The organism is Azospirillum sp. NS33 (assembly GCF_059703765.1).
Genome location: NZ_BAAKJB010000001.1, coordinates 516559 through 542323, shown reverse-complemented (window position 1 = coordinate 542323; position 25765 = coordinate 516559). Strand labels below are relative to the sequence as shown.

The 25765-nt window shown below is 70.5% G+C and carries 21 protein-coding genes and 1 tRNA gene; 16 read left to right on the top strand and 6 right to left on the bottom strand.

Translation table 11 applies throughout. The features are described from left to right. Positions 1-294: 294 nt before the first annotated feature. On the top strand, positions 295-2451 hold the full coding sequence (locus AC6H2I_RS02500; protein ID WP_497498976.1) for a protoglobin domain-containing protein: 2157 nt from the start codon (positions 295-297) through the stop codon (positions 2449-2451). A 24-nt stretch (positions 2452-2475) separates the two neighbouring features. Here AC6H2I_RS02500 and AC6H2I_RS02495 read toward each other — a convergent pair whose 3' ends face one another. Next, entirely contained in the window at positions 2476-4425 is a 1950-nt protein-coding gene (locus AC6H2I_RS02495; RefSeq protein ID WP_497498975.1) for a transglycosylase domain-containing protein, read from the bottom strand. A 349-nt stretch (positions 4426-4774) separates the two neighbouring features. Next, entirely contained in the window at positions 4775-5812 is a 1038-nt protein-coding gene (pspF, locus tag AC6H2I_RS02490; RefSeq protein WP_497498974.1) for a phage shock protein operon transcriptional activator, read from the bottom strand. 187 nt (positions 5813-5999) lie between these two features. On the opposite strand from pspF, the gene AC6H2I_RS02485 reads away from it, so the two are divergent. The 4 genes from AC6H2I_RS02485 to pspC all read left to right on the top strand — a co-directional run bounded on the left by AC6H2I_RS02485 (position 6000) and on the right by pspC (position 7570). After that, positions 6000-6146, top strand: a complete 147-nt coding sequence (locus tag AC6H2I_RS02485; protein ID WP_497498973.1) for a hypothetical protein — start codon at positions 6000-6002, stop codon at positions 6144-6146. 32 nt (positions 6147-6178) lie between these two features. Continuing rightward, positions 6179-6853: a phage shock protein PspA gene (pspA, locus tag AC6H2I_RS02480; protein ID WP_497498972.1), complete on the top strand. Its 675-nt coding sequence runs from the start codon at positions 6179-6181 to the stop codon at positions 6851-6853. 76 nt (positions 6854-6929) lie between these two features. Further along, positions 6930-7157: an envelope stress response membrane protein PspB gene (pspB, locus tag AC6H2I_RS02475; RefSeq protein WP_497498971.1), complete on the top strand. Its 228-nt coding sequence runs from the start codon at positions 6930-6932 to the stop codon at positions 7155-7157. An 11-nt stretch (positions 7158-7168) separates the two neighbouring features. Then, positions 7169-7570 (top strand): envelope stress response membrane protein PspC, encoded by a 402-nt coding sequence (gene pspC, locus AC6H2I_RS02470; protein WP_497498970.1) that lies wholly within the window; start codon positions 7169-7171, stop codon positions 7568-7570. 235 nt (positions 7571-7805) lie between these two features. Here pspC and AC6H2I_RS02465 read toward each other — a convergent pair whose 3' ends face one another. Further along, positions 7806-8321, bottom strand: a complete 516-nt coding sequence (locus AC6H2I_RS02465; RefSeq protein ID WP_497498969.1) for a hypothetical protein — start codon at positions 8319-8321, stop codon at positions 7806-7808. Between the two features lie 13 nt (positions 8322-8334). Next, a complete protein-coding gene (locus tag AC6H2I_RS02460; protein ID WP_497498968.1) occupies positions 8335-8883 on the bottom strand; it encodes a hypothetical protein in 549 nt (182 codons plus the stop codon). A 254-nt stretch (positions 8884-9137) separates the two neighbouring features. On the opposite strand from AC6H2I_RS02460, the gene coxB reads away from it, so the two are divergent. The 6 genes from coxB (at position 9138) to egtD (ending at position 16247) form a co-directional block, all read left to right on the top strand. Further along, a complete protein-coding gene (gene coxB, locus AC6H2I_RS02455) occupies positions 9138-10145 on the top strand; it encodes a cytochrome c oxidase subunit II (RefSeq protein ID WP_497498967.1) in 1008 nt (335 codons plus the stop codon). Continuing rightward, positions 10142-12727 (top strand): cbb3-type cytochrome c oxidase subunit I, encoded by a 2586-nt coding sequence (locus AC6H2I_RS02450; protein WP_497498966.1) that lies wholly within the window; start codon positions 10142-10144, stop codon positions 12725-12727. The genes coxB and AC6H2I_RS02450 overlap by 4 nt, the downstream gene beginning before the upstream one ends. A 15-nt stretch (positions 12728-12742) precedes the next feature. Then, positions 12743-13102, top strand: coding sequence for a hypothetical protein (locus tag AC6H2I_RS02445; protein WP_497498965.1), 360 nt, complete (start codon positions 12743-12745; stop codon positions 13100-13102). An 86-nt stretch (positions 13103-13188) separates the two neighbouring features. Beyond that, positions 13189-13650, top strand: a complete 462-nt coding sequence (locus AC6H2I_RS02440) for a PRC-barrel domain-containing protein (protein WP_497498964.1) — start codon at positions 13189-13191, stop codon at positions 13648-13650. Between the two features lie 243 nt (positions 13651-13893). Then, positions 13894-15240, top strand: a complete 1347-nt coding sequence (gene egtB, locus AC6H2I_RS02435) for an ergothioneine biosynthesis protein EgtB (RefSeq protein ID WP_497498963.1) — start codon at positions 13894-13896, stop codon at positions 15238-15240. Continuing rightward, positions 15240-16247 (top strand): L-histidine N(alpha)-methyltransferase, encoded by a 1008-nt coding sequence (gene egtD, locus AC6H2I_RS02430; RefSeq protein WP_497498962.1) that lies wholly within the window; start codon positions 15240-15242, stop codon positions 16245-16247. Before egtB ends, egtD begins: the two co-directional genes overlap by 1 nt. A gap of 105 nt (positions 16248-16352) precedes the next feature. Here egtD and gpt read toward each other — a convergent pair whose 3' ends face one another. Beyond that, positions 16353-16841, bottom strand: coding sequence for a xanthine phosphoribosyltransferase (gpt, locus tag AC6H2I_RS02425; RefSeq protein WP_497498961.1), 489 nt, complete (start codon positions 16839-16841; stop codon positions 16353-16355). A gap of 170 nt (positions 16842-17011) precedes the next feature. On the opposite strand from gpt, the gene AC6H2I_RS02420 reads away from it, so the two are divergent. From AC6H2I_RS02420 to AC6H2I_RS02400, 5 genes are all read left to right on the top strand, one after another. After that, positions 17012-17088: transfer RNA gene (locus AC6H2I_RS02420), tRNA-Arg, on the top strand. A 194-nt stretch (positions 17089-17282) separates the two neighbouring features. Beyond that, complete coding sequence (locus AC6H2I_RS02415) at positions 17283-19079, top strand: site-specific DNA-methyltransferase (RefSeq protein ID WP_497498960.1); 1797 nt, start codon at positions 17283-17285, stop codon at positions 19077-19079. 2 nt (positions 19080-19081) lie between these two features. After that, positions 19082-21736 carry a DEAD/DEAH box helicase gene (locus tag AC6H2I_RS02410; protein WP_497498959.1) on the top strand — a complete coding sequence of 885 codons (2655 nt, stop codon included), beginning with the start codon at positions 19082-19084 and terminating at the stop codon, positions 21734-21736. Positions 21737-21800: 64 nt separating this feature from the next. Further along, a complete protein-coding gene (locus tag AC6H2I_RS02405; RefSeq protein WP_497498958.1) occupies positions 21801-22301 on the top strand; it encodes a DUF6998 domain-containing protein in 501 nt (166 codons plus the stop codon). A 189-nt stretch (positions 22302-22490) separates the two neighbouring features. After that, the gene (locus AC6H2I_RS02400) at positions 22491-24905 is read left to right on the top strand and encodes a mechanosensitive ion channel domain-containing protein (RefSeq protein ID WP_497498957.1); all 2415 of its coding nucleotides are present in this window, start codon (positions 22491-22493) and stop codon (positions 24903-24905) included. A 16-nt stretch (positions 24906-24921) separates the two neighbouring features. Here AC6H2I_RS02400 and AC6H2I_RS02395 read toward each other — a convergent pair whose 3' ends face one another. Then, on the bottom strand, positions 24922-25755 hold the full coding sequence (locus AC6H2I_RS02395) for an ABC transporter permease (RefSeq protein ID WP_497498956.1): 834 nt from the start codon (positions 25753-25755) through the stop codon (positions 24922-24924). Positions 25756-25765: the final 10 nt, after the last annotated feature.

The window sequence follows — 25765 nt, the reverse complement described above, 5'->3', positions numbered from 1 at the left end:
GGAGAACGAAACGGATAGCCGGGCCTCGGCCCGATGATTTCACGCGACGGGCTGCGGTCTGTGGCGCCCTTGCGCCGGTGCATGAATGTCACGGACCCGGGGCCGCGTCGCCAAGACGCGACCGGCCGGTGACCGCCGAATCACACCGCCGGTCGACCGTGTGGTAACAATCTTATGGTAGGCGGAAGGAATCCGTCGATATCCGGACCTTCCGGGCGGCGAGCCGACGCGCACCGACGGAACGACCAGGGACGCCGACGGCCGCCGGACGGCGGCACAGCACGAGAGGCACCGATGCAGAGCGACCCGACGACTCCCGCTTCCTCGCGCCCCGCCGCCGGGGCCCCCGCCGCCGCCCCGCCCGCCGACGGGAGGGCGGCCAAGGCCGCGTTCGTCGGCATGGACCCGGACACCGCCGCCTGCCTGCGCACCCTGCAGCCGGTCGTCGCCAAAGCGCTGCCGGGCATCCTGTCCCGGTTCTACGACCGCACCCTGGCCCAGCCCGAACTGGCACGGCTGTTCGACGCGCCGGGCCGGGTCGAGGCCGCCAAACAGGCGCAGCTCGTCCATTGGCAGCGCCTGTTCGCCGGCCGCTTCGACCAGGACTACGCGGCGTCGGTGCGCAACGTCGGCCTCGCCCACCATCGCGTCGGGCTTGCCCCCGGCTGGTACATCGCCGGCTACACCGTCGTCCTGCAGGAGCTGCTGGCGGTCGTCGCCCGCCACCGCGCCGGTTTCCTCGCCACCGGGCGGACCATCGACGACGTCGTCCGCCTGCAGCAGGCGGTCACCGCCGCCGTGATGCTCGATCTGGAGGCCGCCCTGTCGGTCTACCAGGGCAAGTCCGCCGAGGACCGCGTGCACGCGGTGGACGCGATGGTGAAGCACATCGACTCCGCGTCGGTGGACATGGTCGACGGCGTGCTCGGCTTCACCGACGACCTCGCCCGCACCGTGGAGGACCTCGACCGCGTGTGCGGGTCGGTCGACCGAACCGTCGCCAACGCGACGGAATCGGCGCACACCTCGCTGGCCTCCGCCCAGACCGTCGCGGCGGCCGCGGAGGAGCTGAACGGCGCCATCGCCGAGATCGCGCGCCAGGTGACCGACGCCGCCCAGACGGCCCGCGCCGCGGTGGCCGACACCGGCCGCGCCAAGTCGGTCATGGGGGAGCTCAGCACCGCCGCCCACGAGATCGGCGGCATTCTCGGCATCATCCGCAAGATCGCCGAGCAGACGAACCTGCTGGCCCTCAACGCCACCATCGAGGCGGCGCGCGCCGGCGAGGCGGGGCGCGGCTTCGCCGTCGTCGCCACCGAAGTGAAGAACCTGGCCAACCAGTCCGGGCAGTCCGCCGAGGAGATCGCGGGCAAGGTGGCGACGATGCAGGGGGTGGCCGATTCCGCCATCGCCGGCATCGAACGCGTCGCCATCACCGTCCATCACCTGGAGGAGATCAACGCCTCGATCGCCACCGCCATCGAGGAGCAATCGGCGGCCACCCGGGAGATCGCCCGCAACGTCGCCGAGGTCGCGGGCAACGCCAAGAGCGTCGGCGCCATGATGGACACGGTCAAGGACGACACCCGGACCGCCACCGTGGCCGCGACCACCGTGGGCGGGAGCGCCCAGCGCATGCGCGAGGCGCTGGTCCAGCTTCCGGTGCTGCTGGCCCGGGCCATCCGCAACTCCTCCGACCTCGCCAACCGCCGCAAGGCGCGCCGCCGCCCCACCCTGCACGAGATCGAGGTGCGCGCCGGCGGTGCCGTGGCCAAGGGCATCCTGCGCGACCTGTCGGAGCAGGGCTGCTACGTCGAGACCGACGCGCGGCTGGCCGAAGGCACGACGGTGGAGGTCGACCTGCCCGGCTGCACGCCGGGTCGCGGCGCCGTCGTGGCGAGCGGCGGCGAGGGCCTGCACATCCGCTTCACCCTCGCCGCGGTCGCCCCGGCCGACGTCGAACGCATCAGTCTCGACGGCATGCGCCGCATCGTCGATCTGGCCAAGGCCGACCACCGCGCCTTCGTCGTGCGCGTCGGGGCGGCCGTGAACGGCGAGCGGCCGATGCTGCCGGCCGACCTGTCGACCCACCATTCCTGCCGCCTCGGCCGCTGGTACGACCACGTGAACGACCCGCTCACCATGCGCCTTCCCGCCTACCAGGCGCTGTCCGGTCCGCACCGCTCCGTCCATGAGGCGGGCCGCGATGCGCTGTTGGCGCTGCAGGCCGGCGACCGCGGCGCGGCGGGGGAGCACGCGGCGGCCATGATGCGCCATTCGGACGAGGTCCTGCGCTTGCTCGACCGCCTCGGCGCCGAGTTTCCGGCCGCCACGGGGCCGGACGCCCCCGGGGTGGACGCCTCTGGGGTGGCCGCCTCTGGGGCGAGCTCCGCGCCCTCGCGCCCGGCGCAGCGCGCCGCCGCGGGCCCGGCCCGGCGCGCCGCGGAATGACGCCGGCCGCCCGGCCCGCCCCCGTCAGTCGGTGGCGGCCCCGGGCGGCGGCGCCAGGAGACGGTCGATCAGGCCCCCGATTCCGGCGGGCGTCGCCACCCCGGCCCCCGCCGGGGCGCCCGGGGCGCCGGCCAGAACCGGGCTCGCCGGCCGCGCCTCCGGCACCGGGGCCGCGAGCCCCGGCAGCGGGCGCGGCAGCAGGCCGACGTGGGCATCGCTCATGAAGGCCTGCCACAGATGGGCCGGCAGGGTGCCGCCGGTGACCCGCCGCATCGGGCCGTTGTCGTCGTTGCCGAGCCACACCGCGGCGACGAGGTCGCCGGTGAAGCCGACGAACCAGGCGTCGCGGTTGTCCTGGGTGGTTCCCGACTTGCCGGCGGCCGGCCGGTCCAGCCGCGCCGCCTTGCCGGTGCCGTAGTCCAGCACCCCCGCCATCATCCGGGTGAGCCGCGCGGCGTTGGCGGGGTCCACCACCGGCCCGGCGCCGCCGCCCTGGCGGCGGTAGAGGACGGCGCCGTCACGGCTGCGGATGTCGGTGATGGCGTAGGGCACCACCGGCACGCCGCGGTTGGCGATCCCCGCGTAGGCCGCGGTGAGCTCCAGCGGCGTCAGCTCGCTGGTGCCCAGCGCCAGCGACAGGTCCCGGGTCAGCGGCGCGCCGATGCCCAGGCGGGAGGCGAGCTGGCGCACCCGGTCGACCCCGGTGCGGTCGAGCAGCCGCACCGTCACCGCGTTCGACGAATAGGCCAGGGCCTGGGCGAGGGTGATGGCGCCGCGGTACTTGTTCTCGTAGTTGCCCGGGGTCCATTGGCCGACCCGCACCGGGGCGTCCTCGACCACGCTGTCGGGCGTCCACCCCGCCTCCAGGGCGGCGAGGTAGACCAGCGGCTTGAACGCCGAGCCCGGCTGGCGCAGCGCCTGGGTGGCGCGGTTGAACTCGCTGGCGTCGTAGTCGCGCCCGCCCACCAGGGCGCGCACGGCGCCGTCGGGGGCCATGGCGACGACGGCGCCCTGGCCCACCGCAGCGGCCGCGCCGGGTCCGTCCAGCGTCTCCGCCAGGCGGTGCTCGGCGGCGCGCTGCAGCGCAAGGTCCAGGGTGGTGCGCACGATCACGTCGCCGTGCCCGCCCCCGACGAATCCCGGGACCAGGTCGGTGACCCAGTCGGCGAAATAGCGGCCGTCGCCGCCGGGCTTGGCGCGCGGCACCGGCGGTGCCGACAGGGCGGCGTGGCGCTCCGCGGCGGTCAGGACGCCGGCGTCCTCCATGGCGGCCAGCACCACGCGCGCCCGCTGCTCCGCCTCGTCGGGGTTGGCGGTGGGCGCGTAGCGCGACGGCGCCTTGAGCAGACCGGCGAGAATGGCCGCCTCGTGCAGGTTCACCCGCGACGCCGGCTTGCCGAAATAGGTGCGCGACGCCGCCTCCACGCCGAAGGCGCCGGCCCCGAGATAGACGCGGTTGAGATAGGCGGTGAGGATCTCGTCCTTGGTGAAGCGGTACTCCAGCCACAGCGCCAGGATCGCCTCCTGCACCTTGCGCTCCAGCGACCGCTCGGACGTCAGGAACAGGTTCTTGGCGAGCTGCTGGGTGATGGTGGAGCCGCCCTGCACCAGGCGCCCGCTGCTGTAGTTGACGTACACCGCCCGCAGCAGACCGATCGGGTCGATCCCGAAGTGGTACCGGAAGCGGCGGTCCTCGATGGCCAGCACGGCGTCGACCAGATGCTTGGGCAGGTCGTCGACGCCGGCGACGCTGCCCTGCATGTCGCCGAACCGCGCGAACGGAGAGCCGTCGGCGGCCAGCACGGTGATCGTCGGCCGGCGCTCGAGCTGCGCCATGCCGCTGACGTCGGGCAGTCCGTAGGCGACGTAGGCGACGGCCCCGCCGGCGAGCACGGCGCACCAGATGGCGGCCACCAGCAGGCCGCTGACCAGCCGGCCGATCCAGCCGGCCCCGCGCCGGCGGGTCCGCCGCACCGGCGGCCGGCGGCCATCAGGGCGCTGGCCATCAGGGCGTTGGCCATCAGGGCGTTGGCCATGGGGGCGCGGGCCGGCGCGCAGGGGCGGCGGGTCCGGGGGCGCCGCGGGCGCGGGCCGGCGCACCCGGAACACCCGCCGAAGACGGGTCGACTCGCGGCTGCGGACGGGCCGGGGGCCCGGCAGAAGGTCGTTCGGTCGGTCCGACGTCACGGGGGACTCGATGCTCCTGGCCGCGGCTGCGGTCGTCGGGATGGGCCGTCCCCGACCTATACGCCACCCCCGGGTGCGGAAAAAGGGCGGCGGCCGGCGGCGCGGGAATTGCCGGCCGGGCGTGGCCGCCGGGTGACTACCCGGCGCTGCCGAGGCCGTGCTTGCGCAGGTGGCCCCGCAGCTGGTGATAGCTGAGCCCGAGCGCCCGCGCCGTCTGCCGCTGGTTGTAGCGGTTGCGCTCCAGGGCGTCGCGCAACAGCCCGGCCTCGAACGCGCGCACCCGCTCGGTGAAGCCGCCGGCGTCGTCGGGCGGCGGAGGGGCCGCCGGCGACCGGGGCGGCGGCCGGGACGGCTCCGCAACCGCCGGTGCCGGGTCCGGTGCCACTGGCCGGTGGGGCGAGGCGAAGGGGTCCAGCAGGACCGCCGCAACCGCCGCGTCCGGCTCGGCCGCGGCCACCGACCGCTCCACCGCGTTGCGCAGTTCCCGGACGTTTCCGGGCCAGGAATGGCCGCACAGGGCGGCCATCGCCGATGGCGCGAAGCCGGGGAACAGGTCGCGGGCCAGCTCCCGAACCATTCCGAGGGCGAAATGGTCTGCCAGGAGGGGAATGTCCTCGGGACGGTCGCGCAGGGGCGGCAGCGTCACCACGTCGAAGGCCAGGCGGTCCAACAGGTCGGCGCGGAACCGGCCGGCCGCGGCCAGGGCCGGCAGGTCGGCGTTGGTGGCCCCCAGCACCCGGACGTCGACGCTCTGGGTGCGCCCGCCGACCCGCTCGATCTCGCCGTATTCCACGGCGCGCAGCAGCTTCTCCTGCACCGCCGGGCTGGCGGTCGCGATCTCGTCCAGGAACAGCGTGCCGCCGTCGGCCTGCTCGACCCGGCCGATGTGGCGGCGCACGGCGCCGGTGAAGGCCCCGGCCTCGTGGCCGAACAGCTCGGAATCCAGCAGGCTTTCCGGCAGAGCGGCGCAGTTGACCTTGACGAAGGGGCGGTCCCACCGCCGCGACAGGTAGTGGAGGCGCGCCGCCACCAGTTCCTTGCCGGTGCCGCGCTCGCCGATCACCAGCAGCGGCCGTTCGAGCGGCGCGACACGCGACACGTGCTGAAGCATGCCGAGAAAGGCCGGCGCCTCGCCGATCAGCGGCGGCAGCCCGGACGCGTTGGGATTGGACATGGCGCCATTGGAAACGATGTGGCGAAATTCGCCAACTTCTATCGAAACACGCTACGGCGCCACCCGGTCCCCGGTCAAGGGGTCCCGGGCGCCCGCCGGCCCGAATCAAGGACACCGCGGGGTCCGGCACCGGAGAATGCCGTCTGGCACGGCGGATGCAAAGCCCGGAGCAAAAGGAGACACCGCCATGACCGATGACAGCTACCGTTCCCACCGCCCGATCAACTCCGGCTCCGACACCATCCGCCGCATTCAAGCCTATCTGACGAGCCGGCCGTCGGAGTCCTGGATGTTCTTCTTCGCCGGCATCGTCGCCGGCGCGCTGTTGGGCTGAGCCCGTCCGCCGTCCCCGAGGGAACACGAGACATGAGCATCTTTTCGCGCCTCACCGACATCGTCCAGTCCAACCTCAACGCGCTGCTCGACCGCGCCGAGGACCCGGAGAAGCTGATCCGCCTGATCATCCAGGAGATGGAGGACACGCTGGTCGAGGTCCGGTCCTCCACCGTGAAGATCATCGCCGAGAAGAAGGAGATCGAACGCCGCGCCACCGACCTGCGCCGCGAGCGCGACGAATGGGAGCGCAAGGCCGAGATCGCCCTGACCCGGGAGCGCGAGGATCTCGCGCGCGGCGCCCTGGCCGCCAAGGCGAAGCTGGCCGAGCAGGCCGACACTCTGGAGCGCCAGCTGGCCCAGGTGGACGAGGCGCTGGACAAGGCCAACGAGGACATCGCCCGCCTCCAGGCCAAGCTGACCGACGCCAAGACCCGGGAGAAGGCGCTGGTCGCCCGCTCGCAGAACGCGGTCAACCGGGTCAAGGTGCGCGAGCGCCTCAACGACGGCCGGATCGACGACGCGCTGGCCCGCTTCGAGCAGGTCGAGCGCAACCTCGACGAGTTGGAGGGCCGGGTCGAATCCTACGACGTCGGCCGCCAGAAGTCGCTGACCGAGGAGATCGCGGAGCTCGAGACCGAGCACAGGATGGACGAGGAGTTGGCCGCCCTGAAGGCCCGCATCGCCGCCCGCAAGGCCGGCGCCTGACCGATCCGCCCCGGTCCCCATGGTGCGGGACCGGGGCGGCCCCCCACCCAAGAAGAAACGAAAGGTCTGACCCGTGATGAGCGGCTTCGGCTTCGTCCTGGCGGTGCTGTTCCTGGTGGTGGTGGCGCCGCTGTGGATCGTCTTCCACTACCTCACGCGGTGGCGCTCCAACCGCGGCCTGTCGGCCCAGGACGAGCGCTTGCTGGCCGAGCTTTGGGACACCGCCAACCGCATGGAAGGCCGCATCCACGCGCTGGAGCGCGTGCTGGACGCGGAAGCGCCGGGCTGGCGCGCGAAACTGTAGCAGAGGTCCCGATGCCCCACCCTTCCCCCTTCGACTCGCCCAACCCGCACCGGCTCTACCGCAACCCCCAGCGTGGCCACGTCGCCGGCGTGTGCGCCGGCATCGCCGACTACTTCGGCATCGAACCGTTCCTGGTCCGCCTGGCGGTCGTGGTCGGCGTGTTCGTCTTCACGCCGCTGGTGATCGCCGCGTATCTGGTGGCGGCCTTCGCCCTGCCGACCCGCCCGGTGGCGCTCTACCGCACCCCGGAGGAGGAGGTGTTCTGGCGGTCCGTCACCACCAAGCCGGACCGCACCCTGGCCGGGCTGTCCCAGCGCTTCCGCGATTTCGAGAAGCGGGTCGCGGCCATGGAAAGCCACGTCACCTCCCAGGAGCACGCCCTCAACCGCGCCTTCCGCGACCTCGACCGCTGACCGCCCGGCGCTCCTCCGACCCCGGCCGGGCGCGGCGGCGGATGCGGGCGGGCGCCGCCGCGGCGGCGCGCAGCGCGGTGGCGGCGCCCAGGGCAAGGGTCACCGCCGCAACCAACAGATCCATGTCCATGTCCGCGTCCTCCCGGGTGTCGGTGCTCCTGCCACCGACAACGCCGCGCCGGCCAAATCGTCGGCCGCGCCCGCCCGGGGCAACGCCGGGGCAATGGAGGTAGGGTCAGCCTTCCCGGCGCTCGACGCCCTGGATGTAGAAGCCCTTGTGGTCCGGCCAGCGCGCCATGACCTTTTCGCGCGCCTTGCGCTCGTCCAGCGCCCACACCAGGAACCGGCGGCCGCGCTTCCACGTCGCCAGCGCCACCGCGTCGAGATGTTGGTTGACCCGCCGCGCGTAATCCGGGTTGGCGACCCGCACCACCCAGGTGAGGTCGCTGGCGGTGCGCCGGTCGTCGAGCACGTAGAGGCGCCGATCGACGGCGTTGCCGTCGAGAAGGCGGTGCTCGAGCTGCGCGCACGCCGCCTCGAGCGTCGCCTTGCGCCGCTCGGCCTCGCGGATCTCGCGGGCGAGCGCCAGGGTCGTGCGCGCCGCGCGGCGGATGCGGTCGACCTGCGCCTGGCGGCGCACCGCGGCCTTGGCGACCGTCTCCTCCGCCTCGCGCAGGTGGCGGAACGCCTGCTTCAGGGAAAACCACAGGCAGGCCAGCGAGACGGCGGCGACGAAGGCGATGACCAGCATTCCGGACCGCTCCTCAGGACGCCGCCTTGAGCGGCCCGCCGGCCGCCTGCAACCGGACGACCTTGTAGCCGAAGGACGCCGGGTAGCGGCGATCCAGCTCCTTGCGCGCGTCCTGGATGCTGAGGGCCCACACCTCCACGGTCTGCGGGTGGGCCCAGCACGGGTCGATCAGGGCGCTTGGCGCGTTGCCCGTGCCGACATACCGGTTCACGACGTCGGCGAGGAAGCAGGGGGTGCCGGCCACCTCCTCGCCGATCAGCCGGATCACCGGGTCGCCGCTGCGGGCCGCCTCGGCAAGCTGGCGCTCGATCCTCTGGCGCCGCGCGAGAACCTCTTCGGTCGCCGCGTCGAGCGCCTTCAGGGCCGCCGTCCGCTGGCCGCGCCGCGCCTCCAGCCCCTGCTCCAGGCGCGCCCGCCGGGCCAGCGTGTCGCGGATGCCGACCGACCCGTGGCGCCGCTCGATGCGGCGCGCTCCCACCACCGCGACCGCCTTGGCAATGCCGAACGCCACCGCCGAGAAGGACAGGGCCAGGACGATGGCCGTCGTGTAGGTCTCCCACATGGCGATTCCGTCTCCACCAGACAGCGGGCGCCACCCGCTGCGGCGAAAGTGGTAGCTCCGATCGCGGGGCGCTGCAACGGCGCCGATTCGCCGCAGCCCGGGCAACCGGTTCGCGGTGCCGCTTGCACGACCTCCGCGGCCGGGGCGATTGGCCGGGGGGCGCGGAACATGGGTGGCGTGGCATCGTTATCCCCGGCGGTGGCCCCGCGCCACCGTCCGCCCCGCCCGCCCCGCCCGTCCGGAGGACGACGACCGTGGCCTCCCGCCTCCGCCGCCGCCCGCCCCCCGCCCGCGTGCCGTCCTGCGGGGCGCTGGCGGGCGCGCTCGTGCTGATCGGCTGCGGCGGTCCGCAATCGGCGCTGCGCCCGGCGGGCGTCGATGCCCGCATCATCCTCGACATCGGCCACATCCTGTTCATCGGCGGCACCGCGGTCTTCCTGGTCGTCATGGCGGCGACGGCCTACGCGGTCCTGGCCCGCCCCGAGCGCTTCCGCGGCGGCACGGCCTGGATCGTCGGCGGTGGCCTGGTGTTCCCGGTCGTTGTCCTGTTCGCCTTGCAGATCTATGAGTTTGCCATGACCCGCCGCCTGGTGGCGGCCGGGGAGCCGGCGGCGCTGCGCGTCGAGGTGACCGGGTACATGTGGTGGTGGGACGTCCGCTACCCCGGGCTGGGCGGCGGCCTGCGCACCGCCAACGAGGTGGTGGTGCCGGCGGGCCGCCGGGTCGAGTTCGCGCTGAGCAGCGCCGACGTGATCCACAGCTTCTGGATGCCGACGCTGGCCGGCAAGCTCGACATGATCCCCGGCCGTGTCAACCGCTTCAGCCTGGTGCCCGACACCCCCGGCGTCTACCGCGGCCAATGCGCCGAGTACTGCGGCGCGCAGCACGCCCTGATGGCCTTCGACGTGGTGGTCCTGGCACCCGACGCCTTCGCGGCGTGGGCCGAGGCCATGGCGGCCGCGGCGGCGACGCCCGCCGACCCGCTGGCGCGGGCCGGCCAGGCCGCCTTCCTGGAGGCGGGCTGCGGCGCCTGCCACACGGTGCGGGGCACGCCGGCCGACGGCACCTCCGGCCCCGACCTCACCCACGTCGGCCGCCGCCTGACCATCGGCGCCGGCATGTTCCCCAACGGGGTCGGGCCGCTCGCCGGCTGGATCGCCAGCGCCCAGCACCTGAAGCCGGAGAACCGCATGCCCTCCTTCGACGTGTTCGACGGCGTCACGCTGCGGGCCATCGCCACCTTCCTCGCGGGGTTGAAATGAGCGCCGCGCCCGGATCGGCGCCCGAGGGACGGGGGGCGCGCGACCTCCCCGGCCACGACCTGCCGCCGGCCGGCCGGCCGCCCAGCCCGGTGCCCCGCCCCCCCGGCGAGCTGGAGGCGCTGCAGCGGATCTGGCAGAACCCCACGGGCTGGCGGGTGTTCTCCGTCGTCAACAACAACTTCATCGGCGCCCTCTACATCGGCACCTCGCTGCTGTTCTTCGTCCTGGCCGGGCTGCTGGCGCTGGCGATGCGGACCCAGCTCGCGGTGCCGGACAACGACCTGCTCGACCACCAGACCTACAACCAGTTCTTCACCGTGCACGGCACGGCGATGATGTTCCTGTTCGCGGTGCCGGTGATGGAGGCCTTCGGCGTCTACCTCCTGCCGGGCATCCTGGGCGCCCGCGACCTGCCCTTCCCGCGCCTGTCGGCCTACGCTTTCTGGGCCTATTTCGTGGGCGGCCTCGCGTTCTTCGCATCGCTGCTGTTCCAGCTGGCGCCCGAGGGCGGCTGGTTCATGTACCCGCCGCTCACCTCCTACGTGTTCTCGCCGGGCAAGAACCCGGACTTCTGGCTGCTCGGCATCGGCTTCATCGAGATCTCGGCGATCGCCGGGGCGGTCGAGATGGCGGTCGGCGTCCTGCGCACCCGCGCGCCCGGCATGTCGCTCGACAAGATGCCGGTCTACGCGTGGTCGCTGCTCGTGCTCGCCGGGATGATCGTGTTCGCCTTCCCCGCGGTCATCATGGCCACCGCGCTGCTGGAGCTGGAACGCGCCTTCCACTGGCCCTTCTTCATCGCCGAGAAGGGCGGCGACCCGCTGCTGTGGCAGCACCTGTTCTGGTTCTTCGGCCACCCCGAGGTCTACATCATCTTCCTGCCGGCCGCCGGGCTGGTGTCGCTGATGGTGCCGGCGCTGGCCCGCCACACCCTGGTCGGGCACCGCTGGATCGTGCTGGCGATCGTCGGCACCGGCTTCATCAGCTTCGGCCTGTGGGTGCACCACATGTTTGCCACCGGCATCCCCGCGCTGTCCCTGGCCTTCTTCTCCGCCGCCAGCATGGCCGTGTCGATCCCCAGCGGCATCCAGGTGTTCGCCTGGATCGCCACCTTCGGCAAGGGCGTCATCCGCTGGACGGTGCCCACCCTGTTCGTCCTGGGCTTCCTGTTCATCTTCGTGCTGGGCGGGCTCACGGGCGTCATGGTGGCGGTGATCCCGTTCGACTGGCAGGTCCACGACAGCTACTTCGTGGTGGCGCATTTCCACTACGTGCTGATCGGCGGCATGGTGTTCCCGCTGTTCGCCGCCCTCTACTACTGGTGGCCGACGCTCAACGGCGAAACCCTGTCGCACCGCCTCGGGGTCTGGGCGTTCTGGCTGATGTTCGGCGGCTTCAACGTGGCGTTCTTTCCCATGCACCTCACCGGGCTGCTGGGCATGCCGCGCCGCGTCTACACCTATCCCACCGGGCTGGGCTGGGACACCCTCAACATGGTCTCCACCGTGGGGGCCTTCGCCTTCGCCGCCGGCGTCGCCATCGTGCTGGTCGACATGGCGCGGCGCTTCGCCATGGGGGGCAAGGTCACCTCCAACCCGTGGGACGCCCCCACCCTGGAGTGGCTGCCCCTCGACAACTACGCCGCGCGCTCGATCCCCCATGTGGACAGCCTCTATCCGCTGTGGGACCAGCCTGGCCTGTCCGACGAGGTGGACCGCGGCCGCCACTTCCTGCCCGACGCGCCGACCGGCCAGCGCGAGACCATCGTCACCAGCCCGGTGGACGCCAAGCCCCAATACCTGATGCGCATCCCCGGGCCGAGCTGGGCCGCCCCGGCGGCGGCGGCGGCGACGGCGGCGCATTTCCTGCTGCTGACCTTCAAGCTGGTGATCCCGGCCCTGGCCGCCGGCGTGGTGGCGGTGCTGGCGATCTGCGTCTGGCTGTGGCGCGGCTCCGACCAGGGGGAGGCGGCGCCGGTGGACATCGGCGGGGGCATCCGCATTCCGGTCGGCGCCCATGGACCCTCCTCCCACTCCTGGTGGGCCATGGTGGTGCTGATGCTGGTGGATTCCGCGGCCTTCGTGTCGCTGCTGTGGGCCTATGTCTTCCTCTGGACCGTCAGCCCCGAGGTCTGGCCGGTGGGCGGCGAGCGCCTGGTCCCGCCGTGGTGGCTGGGGGCCGGCCTCGCCCTGTGGCTGGCCTCCAGCGCCGCCATCGTGTGGGGGGCCCGCGCGCTGGCCAGGAACCGCCACGGGGCGGTGCGGCTGGCGTTGCCGGCCGGCCTCGCCCTGATGGCGGCCGCCTTCGCCGCCAGCCTCTACCCCCACGCCACGGTGGCCGGGCTGGTCCCGTCGGAGGACGCCTATGCCGCCATCGTCTTCGCCATCCTCGGCTGGCAGGGTTTCCACGTCGGCGTGCTGACGATCATGGGGCTCTACACGCTGGCCCGGTCGGCCGCCGGGCTGCTGCACGCGCGGCGCCGCCTGACCTACGACAACACGATGCTGATGTGGCACTACATGGTCGGCCAGGGGGTGGTGGCGCTCCTGGTGCTGCACCTGTTCCCCCGTGCCGCCGGCTAGCCGGGAGGGGAACCGATGACGTCGCGACGCTTCGCCGCTCTGCTGACCGGCATGATGGCCGGCCTGCTGATCTGGGCCGCCCACCTCGCCGCGGTCTATGCCTTCGCCGCCCTGGCGTGCAGCCGCGGCTTCGCCGACGCCGCCGTGCTGGGGCTGCCGCTGGTTCCCGCCGGCATCGCCGTGGCGACGCTGGCGGCGCTGGGCGCCACCGCCACCGTGGTGGTGCGGGCGCGGCGCGGCCCCTGGCCGGCCGCCGGGGCCAGCGACGACGCCGCCGGGTTCGTGCGCTGGCTCGCCGCCGCCTTCGCCGGGCTGGCGCTGGTGGCGATCGCCTGGGTGGCCCTGCCGGCCTGGCAGGTCCCCGTTTGCGGTTAGCCCGCCTGCGCCGGCAGCGCCGGGGAATTCTTCGCAAGCGTCGCTGTTGGGATGGGACAACCGACACAACACTCGGGAGTCAGTCCATGTCGATCAAGACCCTGCTCGCCGCCGCCGCCGCCACCGCCGTTCTCGGGGCGGCGCCGACGCTGGCCCAGACGGTCGCCGACCCCGCCTCACCGCACGTGGCGCCGCCGGCCCTCGCCGCCGTGTCCGGGGACATCGACCCCATGCTCCGGCAGCAGCGGGTGGCGGATCTCGAGGACGCCGACGTCTACGGCACCAACGGCGAGGAGATCGGTGAGATCGAAGAGATCGTGCGCCGCGACGGTCAGCTCTACGTGGTCTTCGACGCCGACGAGTTCCTGGACACCAGCGACCGCGATTTCATCATTCCACTCAACCACTTCAGCTATGTGGACCAGCGCCTGACCCTGCCGGTGACCGAGGAGGAGCTGGACGCGCTGCAGGAGTTCCGGGAGGGTGATTTCGAGGACTACGCCGAAGACCGCGGCCTCACCGTCGGCGATCTCTACGACGCCCGGTGATCGTGGGGCCGGCGGGGGGTGCCCTTGCCCTCCCGCCGCCAGCCCCTAGGTCTTTGGCCATAGCCCCGGGCGGCTAGACCCAATGGGCGGCGGCCTTAGTCGCTTTGGACCGCTGATCGGCCCGGCCGGGAATGCTATGGATGGGCACGGGGGGAACGGCCGGACACAACCGGCCGTTTCGCGTTTCACGGAACGGGATGGCGGCGTTGGGGCCGCCCCGCCGGCGCGGCAGAGGGAGGACCGATGAGGCAGGCCGCCATCGACGACATCATCACCATGCCCAGGCGGAGCCCCGCCGCGGCAGGGCCCAGGGCGGACGCCGCCACCGCGGACCTCCCTCTGGCGGACCGCTTCCGTCAGGTGCGCGACACCACCGAGGCGCTGGCCCGCGACCTGTCGCCCGAGGACCAGACGGTCCAGGCGATGGCCGACGCCAGCCCGACCAAGTGGCACCGCGCCCACACCACCTGGTTCTTCGAAACCTTCATCCTCACGCCCCATGCCCCCGGCTACCGGCCCTGCGACCCGGACTACGCCTACCTCTTCAACTCCTATTACGAGGCGGTGGGACCGCGCCACGCGCGGCCGCAGCGCGGCCTCGTCACCCGGCCCGGCGTCGCCGAGATCACCGTCTACCGCGCCCACGTCGACGCGGCGATGGCGCGCTTCCTGGAGGACGCGGACCGGGCCGCACCGCTGGCGCCCCTGATCGAGCTCGGCCTGCACCATGAGCAGCAGCACCAGGAGCTGCTGCTCATGGACATCCTCGCCCTGTTCGCCGCCAACCCGCGGTCCCCGGCGTACCGGGCGACCCTGCCGCCGGCCCCGGCCGGCGGGGCGGCGGCGCGCTGGCTGGCCTTCGACGGCGGCATTCACCGCATCGGCCACGGCGGCGGCGGGTTCGCCTACGACAACGAGGGGCCCCGGCACGATGCGCTGCTGCAGCCGTTCCGGCTGAGCTCGCGGCCGGTCAGCAACGCCGCCTGGAAGGGCTTCATCGCCGACGGCGGCTACCGCACCCCGACCCTGTGGCTGTCCGACGGCTGGGCCGCGGTCCAGCGGGAGGGGTGGGCGGCACCCGGCTACTGGCGCGAGCGCGACGGCGCGTGGCACGCCATGACGCTGGGCGGCGAACGCCCGGTGGAGGACGACGCGCCGGTCTGCCACGTCAGCTATTACGAGGCCGACGCCTTCGCCCGCTGGGCCGGGGCCCGGCTGCCCGGCGAGGCGGAATGGGAGGTCGCGGCGGCCGGCCTGCCGGCCACCGGCAACACCCTGGGCGCCGGCCACCTGCGCCCGGTGCCGGCGGATTCGGCCACCGCGCGCACCGCGGCGGGCGGCGACGCCCCCGCCCAGATGTTCGGCGACGTCTGGGAATGGACCGCCAGCGCCTACGGCCGGTACCCCGGGTTCCGGCCCGCGGCGGGCGCCGTCGGCGAGTACAACGGGAAGTTCATGGCCAACCAGTTCGTGCTGCGGGGCGGCTGCTGCGCCACCCCCGACGGCCATGTGCGGGCCAGCTACCGCAATTTCTTCTACCCGCACCAGCGCTGGATGTTCTCCGGCCTGCGCCTGGCGGAGGACGCGTGATGGACGGCGTGGGACGGAGCGCAGCCGCCGCGGACGTCTTCCTGGCGGATGTGCTGGAGGGCCTCGGCGCGCCGCGCAAGACGTTGCCCAGCAAGTATTTCTACGATCGACGCGGCTCCGCCCTGTTCGACGCGATCTGCGAGCTTGACGAGTACTACCCCACGCGCACCGAAATGGCCCTGCTGCGGCGGCACGCCGGCGACGCCGCGGCCTTCGCCGGCGCGCGGGCGACGGTGGTGGAACTGGGCAGCGGGTCCAGCGTCAAGGTCCGGCTGCTGCTCGACGCGCTCGAGGCGCCGGCGGCCTACGTGCCGGTCGACATCTCCCACGACCACATGGTCGAGGCGGCGGGCCGCCTCGCCGAGGACTACCCCGGCCTGGCGGTGACCCCGGTGTCGGCCGACTACGTCGCCGGCTTCGCCCTGCCCGACGGCGTGGCGGCGGAGCGCGCGCTGGTGTTCTTCCCGGGATCGACCATCGGCAACTTCGCGCCCGACGACGCCCGCTCCTTCCTGGCGCGCCTCGGCGCGCAGGTGGGCGCGGGCTGCCGCCTGGTGATCGGCGTCGACCGCAAGAAGGACCGCGCCGTGCTGGAGGCGGCCTACGACGATTCGGCGGGGGTCACCGCGGCCTTCAACCTCAACCTGCTGGTCCGCATCAACCGCGAGCTGGGGGGCACCTTCGACCCCGCCGGCTTCACCCACCGGGCCCGCTACGACGAGGCGCGGGGACGGATCGAGATGCATCTGGTCAGCCGGCGGGCCCACACCGCAACCGTCGCCGGGCGGCCCTTCCGGTTCGCCGCGGGGGAGAGCATCCTGACGGAGATCTCTTGCAAATACGGCATCGACGAGTTCCGCGCGCTGGCCGAAGGCGCGGGCTGGCGGGCGTGCCACGTGTGGACCGACGACGACGCCCTGTTCGCCATCCACGCGCTGGCGTGGGACGGCGGCGCCCTCGGCCCCGGGTCCGCTCCGCCAACGCCAACGCCAACGCCAACGCCATGAGGTCCATCAGCGCGTCGCGCGTCCAGCAGCGGTTCCGCCCCACCGCGGCGCCGAGGAGCGCCCGGAGCGATCAACGGGTGCGGAACGCGGCGCCGCGACGGCGCCTCACCCCTCGCGGTGGCGGTCGGCGATCGGCTTGGCGTATTGCAGCTCGATGTCCCAGGGAAACTGGATCCAGGTGTCCTGGCTCACCTCGGTGATGAAGGTGTCGACCAGCGGGCGCCCGGCGGGCTTGGCGTAGATGGTCGCGAAATGCGCCTTGGGCAGCATGGCGCGCACCACGTGGGCGGTCTTGCCGGTGTCCACCAGGTCGTCGATGATCAGCCAGCCCTCGCCCTCGCCCTCGACCCCCTTCAGCACGCGGGTGTCGCGCTGCTGCTGGTGGTCGTAGGTGGAGATGCACACCGTGTCGATCAGGCGGATCTCCAGTTCGCGGGCGATGATCGCGGCGGGCACCAACCCGCCGCGGGTGACGGCGACGATGCCCTGCCACGGGCTGCGGTCGATGAGCCGCCAGGCCAAGGCCTTGGCGTTGCGGTGCATCTCTTCCCAGGAGACGGGGAAATGGCGGTTGAAGGTGCTGGTCTCGGCCACGGCGGGATCTCCAGAAAACAGTGGCGGCCTTATAGCCCAAGCGCCGGCGGCCGTCCATCGGCCGCGCGATTTCCGGCCCTCCCCGCCGAAAAAGGTCTTGCACGCCCCCATGGCTTTGCGTAACGTGCCGGCCTCCGACGGGGACGCCCCCGGCGGACACGAAAGTCAGCGCGCCCGTAGCTCAGCTGGATAGAGCACCAGACTACGAATCTGGGGGTCAGGAGTTCGAATCTCTTCGGGCGCGCCACTTTCCTCAAGCAAATCAAATACTTGAAAATCAGTGATTCGCGCGCGATAGTGTTTATGTCGCGCTGAATCGCCACGGAGTCGCCACCGCGAAGCGAATGCCCGTTGCTCGGGCAGCTTCGATTTCCCCGACATTCGACCGTGGTCGCATTGGGTTGCGGCGGTTAAGGTGGACGAGCTCCGGGGGCGCTGCACATGCCAACATTGGACTGGATCGGTAAGAAGGCCGTGGTGAACCATCACCGCGACGTGCCCTATCGGCTGATCCATTGCGACAAGACCAAGAGCGTTGGCGACCCCGACGCGGGCAACCTTCTCGTGCAGGGCGACAATCTCGAAGCGCTGAAGGCGCTGCTTCCCTATTACGCAGGCAAGGTGAAGTGCATCTATATCGACCCACCCTACAACACGGGCAATGAGGGGTGGGTCTACAATGACAATGTAAACTCGCAGGAAATCAGGGCGTGGCTCGGCTCAGTCGTGGGCAAGGAGGCCGAAGACCTGTCTCGCCACGACAAGTGGCTGTGCATGATGTATCCGCGCCTGCGGTTGCTGAAGGAGTTCTTGACTGAAGACGGGGCGATCTTTGTTTCAGTTGATGACAACGAAGCGCCAAATCTACGGCTGGTTCTTGATGAGATATTCGGCCGGAAGAACCGCATTACGAATGCCATTTGGCACAAGTCAGACAGTCCGAAGAATACGGCTCAGCTATTTAGCGAGGACCACGAGCACATCGTCGTTTATGCGCGCAACGCATCTATATGGCGCCCGCGTCTCGTTCCCCGTTCGGATGAGATGATCGCTCGATATCGGAACCCGGACAATGATCCACGCGGCCCATGGATGGTCAGCGACCTCGATGCGCGAAACTACTATTCCAAAGGTGTCTACCCGATTACCACCCCAACCGGCCGCGTTATTCCCGGCCCGCCTCAAGGACGATACTGGACGGTCAGCAAAGAAAAATTCGATGAAATGGTTGCTGACAATCGAATCTGGTGGGGGCCAGACGGAAACTCGGAACCGAATACAAAACGCTTTCTCAGTGAGGTGCGCGACGGAGTTGTTCCGCAAACGCTTTGGAGTTGGAAGGATGTCGGCAGCACCCGGCACTCGAAAAGGGAATTGCGTGAGGCGGTTGGGTCAGATGTGCACGACGTGTTCGACACACCAAAGCCGGTCAAACTCATACGCCGAATTCTTCAGATCGCTTCCAATCACGACTCAATCGTGCTGGACGCTTTTGCGGGCTCCGGGACGACCGGCGATGCTGTTTTGGAGCAAAACAGAATCGACAGCGGCGTTCGCAAGTTCATCTTAGTTGAGATGGAGCCAGAGGTGTCGAACACCGTTACTGTTCCACGAATATCGCGGAAAATTTTTGGATACCCGTACAAGGGGAGAAAGAAGGAGGTACTTCTTCAGGAGAGCCTAACGCTGTCAAAGATTCGTTCTTCCGAACGCCTTCTTTCTGAGGTTGATCGCATCATCGCTGAGAACTCAGAGCGCTTCGATAACATAGAATCCTCGGTGAAGGATGGTGTGCTAATCGTTACGGGAGAGGTCGAAATCGACGGGCACGCTGAAGGAACGGGCGGTGGCTTCCGCTTCTGTGCACTCGGCGAACCGCTCTTTGATTCCGACGGCAACGTGAGCCCGTCCGTCATCTATCCCGATCTCGCCGCCCACGTCTTCTTCTGTGAGACGGGCTCGCCGATCCCGCGCCGTGCCGACGGCACTTCGACCTTGATCGGCACGTTCCAAGGGCGCGCCGTCTATCTGCTTCACTCGGCCGAAGCGATTGGCGTCGCCAGCGCCAATGCCGGGAATGTGCTTACGGCGTCTGTGCTCGAAAACCTGCCTTTGCCTGAAGAGGGCTTCACCGGCGCGCGCGTAGTTTATGCCGAAGGCTGCACGGTGCCCGACGACCGACTTTCGCGTCTCGGCGTCACCTTCAAGCAGGTGCCTTACCAGATAGAGGGGCTTTGACCATGAGCCTGCCCCTTTTCACGCTGAAGGACTACCAGCTTCAGACGCTCACCGCACTTCGACGCTTCCTCGAAAAGACCGTGGAATTGAACGACGCGGACACGGCGTTCTATGCCGAGACAAAGCGCCCGTTCACCTCGCTGCCGAGCCTACCCGGCCTTCCCTATGTGTGCCTTCGCATTCCGACGGGCGGCGGCAAGACCATCCTCGCGGCACATTCGATTGGCGTCGCGGCCGATAGCCTCCTTCGCACCGATGCGCCGAGCGTGTTGTGGCTCGTGCCCTCCCAGACGATCCGCGACCAGACGCTTGCAACGCTTCAGGATCGCGCGCACCCGAACCGCCGCGCTCTCGCGGACCGCTTCGGCGAGAACGTGCGGATCATGGGCGTTGCCGATGCCCTCTACGCCAAGCGCGCCGACCATGACGGCGGGGCGGTTGTCATCGTCGCCACGATCCAAGCCTTCCGAGTCGAAGAGACCGAAGGCCGCAAGGTCTATGAGGCGAACGGCGAACTCATGGACCACTTCAGCGGCCTTGCCGAAGGGTTGCGCGGCAAGCTCGAAACCGGGCCGTCGGGCGATCCGCTGCCGTCGCTCGCCAACGTGCTTCGCCTGCATCGGCCTATGGTAATCGTGGACGAGGCGCACAACGCGCGCACGAGCCTTTCCTTCGACACGCTGGCGCGTCTCAGTCCGTCCGTGATCGTCGAGTTCACCGCGACACCCGTCACGCCTGACGAAGCCAACCCGGCAAAGGGTATATTCGCTTCCAACGTGCTGCATCACGTCTCGGCCGCCGAACTGAAGGCGGCCGACATGATCAAGCTGCCCGTGATCCTGCGCGGGCGGCCGGAGCCGCGCGACTCCATCGGCGACGCCATCGCATGGCTTGATGAACTCGCCGCGACGGCGGGCGCGGAAGAGGCCGAAACCGGCGAGTTCGTGCGGCCAGTCATGCTCGTGCAGGCAGAGCCAAAATCGAAGGACAAGCCGACGCTGCACGCGGAAGAAGTTAAGAAGATGCTTGTCGAAGACTTCCGTGTTCCGGCCGAGCACATCGCCTTGGCGACCGGCGATGCGCGGGAAATCGACGGAGTCGACCTATTCGACCGGAATTGCAAAATCCGCTTCATCATCACACAACAGGCGCTTCGTGAGGGCTGGGATTGCTCATTCGCCTATGTGCTGTGCTCGGTCGCCGAACAGAAGTCGTCGCGCGCGGTGGAGCAGCTTCTTGGCCGCGTGCTCCGGCTGCCACGCGCCAAGCGCAAGAAGCGCGAAGACCTGAATCGCGCCTATGCCTTCGCCACGACCACGAGTTTCCAGAATGCGGCGAACACGCTTCGGGACGGGCTCGTGAACAATGGCTTTGAACGGGTCGAAGCGAAAGCGCTGGTGCGGCTCGCGCCCGACTCGCTGCCCGGCATGGAAGAGGGCGGCGCGGCCTATATGTTCGAAGAGCCGCTTCCCGAAGGAGCCGACGCGGACACGTTCAAAACCAATGTGGAAGGAGCGACGGGCGGCCGGGTCGAAGTGGACGTGGCAACCGGCGTGATCCGGGCGCGCGGGGCGCTCAGCGACTATGACCGCACGGCGCTGTTGCTGGCGATGCCCGGTGCTGAAAAGGCTGTCGAAGCGCTCGTGCACAAATCACGCGGCGCTCGCCTGAAGGCGGTGGACGAAGGGGGCGACGTGATCCGCTTCGCTGTGCCGCGTCTCGGCGTGCGCTCGCCGAGCGGGTTTCAGCTTTTCGACCGCGCGCATTTCCTCGACATACCTTGGAAGCTGGAAGAGGCCGACCCGGCTCCGATCCTCGACTTTTTCGAGCCACCAAAGCGCGCGGCCGACGAAGCTCATGTGGACGTTGACACGGCCGGAGCGATCACGCTCGCCTTCGTCAATGACCTCCACGAGCAGCTTGCCCTTGCCTTGCAGGAACGCGGCTGGACCAAGAATGCGCTCGTGAACTGGCTCGACCGGCGCGTGCCCTTCTCAGCGCGCCGCGACATCACGCGCGTATCGTCAACGCTGTTCATCGCCAAGGCGCTGGACGCTATCGACGCCAAGTCCGGGCTCGGCATCGAAGGGCTAGCGCGGGCCAAGTTCCGGCTGGTCGAAGCGCTCGTGAAGGTGATCGCCAAGCATCGCGACACCCGCGAGGCTACCGCATTCGAGCGGGCGCTGTTCCCGCAAAGCGGCCTCGATTTCGAAACGAGCGCGGACCTTGAACTTATCTTCGACGAAAGCCGCTACGGCTATAACCAGCCCTACAAGGGCAACACGGTTTTCGAGAAGCATCTGTTTCGGGTCATTGGCGACATGGAGGCGGCCGGCGAGGAATATGAATGCGCCGTCTATCTGGAACGCCACAAGGACGTGAAGGCATGGGTGCGCAACACGTCGCGACAGCCGCATTCGTTCTGGCTGCAAACGTCTTCCGACAAATTTTACCCCGACTTCCTCGCCCTGTTGCATGACGGGCGCGTGCTCGTGATCGAATACAAGGGCGCGCCCTACTTCACCAATGACGACTCCAAGGAGAAGCGGTTGGTCGGCGACCTTTGGGCCGAGCGCTCCGCCGGGAAGGGGTTGTTCCTGATGATCGAAAACAAGGAGTTTGCCCGCTTAGACCGCGCCATTGCAGCGTCTGCTTAAAGCGCGGCAACGCGCGCGATGCACACTGCCAAGAGGGGAAACCATGATAATTCTGCCTGACCCCGTGAAAGCACTCTACGCAGCGCATACTTCCATGTGCCAACATTTCGCCCATACGGGGCTGACCTTCACCCTTGACGGCAAGTTGGTGGGCGACATCGGCGAGGCCATCGTCGCGGAAGCCTTCGGGATCACGTTGTGCAGGCAGCGGACGCCCGGTGTTGACGGGCATGCGGCGGATGGAAGGTCTGTGCAGATCAAGGCAACCGGACGTGCGCAAGCCGGTCCAGCGTTCACGCCCGGAGAAGGCATCGCCGATCACCTGATATTCGTTAGGATTGATTTTCGTGCCGGGACAGCGGCCGTGCTTTATAACGGCCCGGAAGGCCCGCTGCGCCAGTTGCTGCCCCAAACATGGTCAGGGACGAAGGTGCTGCGGCTGTCAAGGGTGCTGGCATTGGATACCACACTGAACGATGATCAGCGGCTGCCCCGACGCCAGTCACCGAACCGCGTCGTAGAGGGCGGTTTGCGCCAGCGTGTGCGCGCGGTTGCGCACGGGTAAGGGGCGTTTGGGGCCAAGGGGACTGCTGGCCACCGGCGCGGCGTTGGGCCGGATGGCATCCGCCGATCGGCCGAGACGATCCGACAGGGTCCTGGCGGCGTATGCAGCAGCGCCGGTTGGCAAGCGCGGCCACGCTGGCTAGGCTCCGCCCCCGCGATGATTGTTCCGACCACTGCCCACGGGTTCCCGATGTCACCCAGCCGCACCCGCTGGATTCCCGTCCTCGCCGCGCTCCTGCTCGTCCTCGTCTCCGTCACCCTCTCCGCCGCTCCGGCGGTGGCGCAGATCCCGGGGCTGGCGGGCGCCGCCGGGGCGACCGGCGCCCCGGCCGAGGACCCGCCGGCGGCCGATTCCGGCGTGCTCCAGATCGAGGCGATGATCAAGACGCTGGAGGACCCCGTGGAGCGGGAGCGCCTCGTCGAGCAGCTCCGCCTCCTGCTGGAGGCGCGGGTCGCACCGGACGCGGCGGCGGCGGCCGAAGCGGCCGCCACCCCGCTGCCGGACACCCTGGGGGCCCGCATCCTGGGCTTCCTGGCCCAGCGCCTGGACCAGCTGAGCGCGCAGATCGTCGCCATCACCGCCGCCTTCGCCGACCTCCCCTCGGTGCTCGACTGGCTGGAGCGCCAGGTCCAGGAGTCCTCGGCGCGCGACCGCTGGGTCGATCTCACCGGCGAGCTGCTGCTGATCGTCACCGCCGGGCTCGTGCTGCAGAGCTTCACCCGCTGGCTGCTGCTGCGGCCGCGGCGTGCCATCGAGGCGCGCCAGGCGCCGTCGCTCCTCACCCGCGTGCCCTTCCTGCTGCTGCGCGCCCTGCTGGAGCTGGCGCCGATCATCGCCTTCGGGCTGCTCGGCTACGGGCTGCTCACGGTCAGCGCGCCGGCGCCGCGGGTGCGCCTGGTGGCGCTGGCCTTCATCAACGCCACGGTGATCTTCCAGGTGGCGATGGTCGTCACCAGCGCCGTGTTCGCCCCGACCGCGCCGGGCCTGCGCCTGCTGCGGCTCAGCGACCAGACCGCGGCCTACGCCTATGTCTGGCTGAGGCGGCTCGCCGCCGTCGGCGTCTACGGCTACTTCATGGCCGAGGGTGCCTATGTGCTGGGGCTGTCGCTGGGCGCCTACGGGGCCGTGCTGAAGCTGCTGGGCCTGATCGTCGCGGCGATGCTGATCGTGCTGATCCTGCAGAACCGCAGCGCGGTGGCGCGGTGGCTGCGCGGCAACCCGCTGTCGGGCGGCGACCCCGAGGCGACGGCCGAGCGCGAGGCGGACGGCAAGCGCGCGGTGCTGCGCTCCGCCCGGCGCCGCTTCGCCGACGTCTGGCACATCCTGGCCATCCTCTACGTGACCGTGGCCTTCGGCGCGTGGATGCTGAACGTCTACGAAGGCGTGCAGTACCTGGCCCGGGCGACCGCCATCACCCTGGGCGTTCTGGTCGCGACCCGGCTGCTGGTCACCGCCGTCGACCGCCTGCTGCAGCGCGGATTCCGCGTCTCGGCGGAGTGGCGCGAGCAGTTCCCCGGCCTGGAGGAGCGCGCCAACCGCTACGTGCCGGTGCTGCACACGGTGTTGAAGTCGACGATCTGGCTGATCGCCACCATGTCCCTCCTCGACGCCTGGGGCATCGACGCGGTGACCTGGCTGTCGACGGCCGCCGGGCAGCGGGTGCTGGGCAGCACGGTGACCATCATCCTGGTGATGGTCGCGGCGATCATCGCCTGGGAGATGGTCAGCGCGATGATCGAGCACTACCTGCTGCCGCGCGAGGCGCGGGGCACGCGGATCGAGCGCTCGGCGCGGACCAAGACCCTGCTTCCCCTGCTGCGCAACGCCTTCCTGGTGCTGCTGGTGATCGTCGTCGCGTTGATCGTCCTGTCGGAGCTGGGCATCAACATCGCCCCCCTGCTGGCCGGTGCCGGCGTCGTCGGTCTGGCCATCGGTTTCGGCTCCCAGACCCTGGTCAAGGACGTCATCACCGGGCTGTTCATCCTGTTCGAGGACAGCATCTCGGTCGGCGACGTGATCGAGGTGGGCGGCCATTCCGGCGTGGTCGAGGCGATCAGCATCCGCACCATCCGCCTGCGCGACCTGTCGGGCTGCGTGCACTCCATCCCGTTCAGCTCGGTCACCACGGTCAAGAACCTGACCAAGGACTTCTCCTTCGCCGTGTTCGACGTGGGCGTCAGCTACCGCGACGACCCCGACCACGTGATCGAGGTGCTGAAGGCGGTCGGGGCCGAGCTGCAACAGGACCCGGAATTCCGCTACGACATCCTGGAGCCGCTGGAGATCTTCGGGGTCGACCGCTTCGCCGATTCCGCGGTCATCATCAAGGCCCGCTTCAAGACCCGGCCGATCAAGCAGTGGGGCGTCATGCGCGCCTTCAACAAGCTGATGAAGAAGCGGCTCGAGGAGGCCGGCATCACCATCCCGTTCCCCCACGTCAACCTGGTGCTGGACCGCGACAACGGGCCGCTGGTCACCCGCTCCCTGCCGGCCCAGTCCGCCAAACCGGCGATCCTCGGCGTGGCCGGCGGGGAGCCCCGGGATGGCCGCGGGCCGCAGGAGGCGCTGCCGCCCGGGACGCAACCCGCGCCGCCCGGCCCCTGACCCGGCGCACGGCCCGTCAGGTGATCCGCGCCGCCGAGCGGCGCGGGTCCAGCAGGTCGCGCAACCCGTCCCCGGTGAGGTTGAGGCCGAGCACCGCCAAGGCGATGGCCGCCCCGGGGAACACCGCCTGGAGCGGGCTGGTGAACAGGTGGGTCTGGGCGTCCCCCAGCATGCGCCCCCAGCTGGGGGCCGGCGGCTGCACGCCCAGGCCGAGGTAGCTGAGCGCCGCCTCGTTGAGGACCGCCACGGCGAACAGGATGGTGGCCTGGACCGCGATCACCCCGGCGATGTTGGGCAGCACATGCGCCAGCGTGACCGACGCCGGTCCGCGGCCGAGCGCCAGCGCGGCGGCGACGAAGGGGCGCCGCCAGACATGGCGCGCCGCGCCGCGGGTGACGCGGGCCAGCACCGCGGTGTTGAACAGGCCGATGGCCAGCACGGCCCCCCGCTCGCCCGGCCCGAGCAGGGCGGTGAGCAGGATCGCCGTCAGCACCGCCGGGAAGGCGAACAGCAGGTCGGCGGCGCGGGCCACGGCCTCGTCCCGCCAGCCCGGCCAGGCCGCCGCGGCGAGGCCGAGCGGCACCCCGGCGGCCAGGCCGAACGCCACCGCCGCCGCCGCCACCGCAAGCGACTGGCGCGCCCCGACCATCAGCATCGACAGGACATCCCGTCCGAAATGGTCGGTGCCCAGCCAGTGCTCCGGCCCCGGCGGCCGCAGACGGGCGAGAATCCGGATGCGCCCGGGGTCTTCGGGCGTCCAGACCAGCGACAGCAGGGCCACCGCGACCATCAGCCCGGTCACCGCCAGCCCCGCCACCAGGCTGGGCGGCCACCCCGCCGGCCGGGTCATGGCGCCCGCC

Excerpts from the sequence above, each read along its gene's own strand:
- AC6H2I_RS02500 (WP_497498976.1), top strand. The coding sequence starts at position 295 with ATGCAGAGCGACCCGACGACTCCCGCTTCCTCGCGCCCCGCCGCCGGG.
- pspF (WP_497498974.1), bottom strand. The coding sequence starts at position 5,812 with ATGTCCAATCCCAACGCGTCCGGGCTGCCGCCGCTGATCGGCGAGGCG.
- AC6H2I_RS02485 (WP_497498973.1), top strand. The coding sequence starts at position 6,000 with ATGACCGATGACAGCTACCGTTCCCACCGCCCGATCAACTCCGGCTCC.
- pspA (WP_497498972.1), top strand. The coding sequence starts at position 6,179 with ATGAGCATCTTTTCGCGCCTCACCGACATCGTCCAGTCCAACCTCAAC.
- pspB (WP_497498971.1), top strand. The coding sequence starts at position 6,930 with ATGAGCGGCTTCGGCTTCGTCCTGGCGGTGCTGTTCCTGGTGGTGGTG.
- pspC (WP_497498970.1), top strand. The coding sequence starts at position 7,169 with ATGCCCCACCCTTCCCCCTTCGACTCGCCCAACCCGCACCGGCTCTAC.
- AC6H2I_RS02465 (WP_497498969.1), bottom strand. The coding sequence starts at position 8,321 with ATGCTGGTCATCGCCTTCGTCGCCGCCGTCTCGCTGGCCTGCCTGTGG.
- AC6H2I_RS02460 (WP_497498968.1), bottom strand. The coding sequence starts at position 8,883 with ATGTGGGAGACCTACACGACGGCCATCGTCCTGGCCCTGTCCTTCTCG.
- AC6H2I_RS02450 (WP_497498966.1), top strand. The coding sequence starts at position 10,142 with ATGAGCGCCGCGCCCGGATCGGCGCCCGAGGGACGGGGGGCGCGCGAC.
- AC6H2I_RS02445 (WP_497498965.1), top strand. The coding sequence starts at position 12,743 with ATGACGTCGCGACGCTTCGCCGCTCTGCTGACCGGCATGATGGCCGGC.
- AC6H2I_RS02440 (WP_497498964.1), top strand. The coding sequence starts at position 13,189 with ATGTCGATCAAGACCCTGCTCGCCGCCGCCGCCGCCACCGCCGTTCTC.
- egtB (WP_497498963.1), top strand. The coding sequence starts at position 13,894 with ATGAGGCAGGCCGCCATCGACGACATCATCACCATGCCCAGGCGGAGC.
- egtD (WP_497498962.1), top strand. The coding sequence starts at position 15,240 with ATGGACGGCGTGGGACGGAGCGCAGCCGCCGCGGACGTCTTCCTGGCG.
- AC6H2I_RS02415 (WP_497498960.1), top strand. The coding sequence starts at position 17,283 with ATGCCAACATTGGACTGGATCGGTAAGAAGGCCGTGGTGAACCATCAC.
- AC6H2I_RS02410 (WP_497498959.1), top strand. The coding sequence starts at position 19,082 with ATGAGCCTGCCCCTTTTCACGCTGAAGGACTACCAGCTTCAGACGCTC.
- AC6H2I_RS02400 (WP_497498957.1), top strand. The coding sequence starts at position 22,491 with ATGTCACCCAGCCGCACCCGCTGGATTCCCGTCCTCGCCGCGCTCCTG.
- AC6H2I_RS02395 (WP_497498956.1), bottom strand. The coding sequence starts at position 25,755 with ATGACCCGGCCGGCGGGGTGGCCGCCCAGCCTGGTGGCGGGGCTGGCG.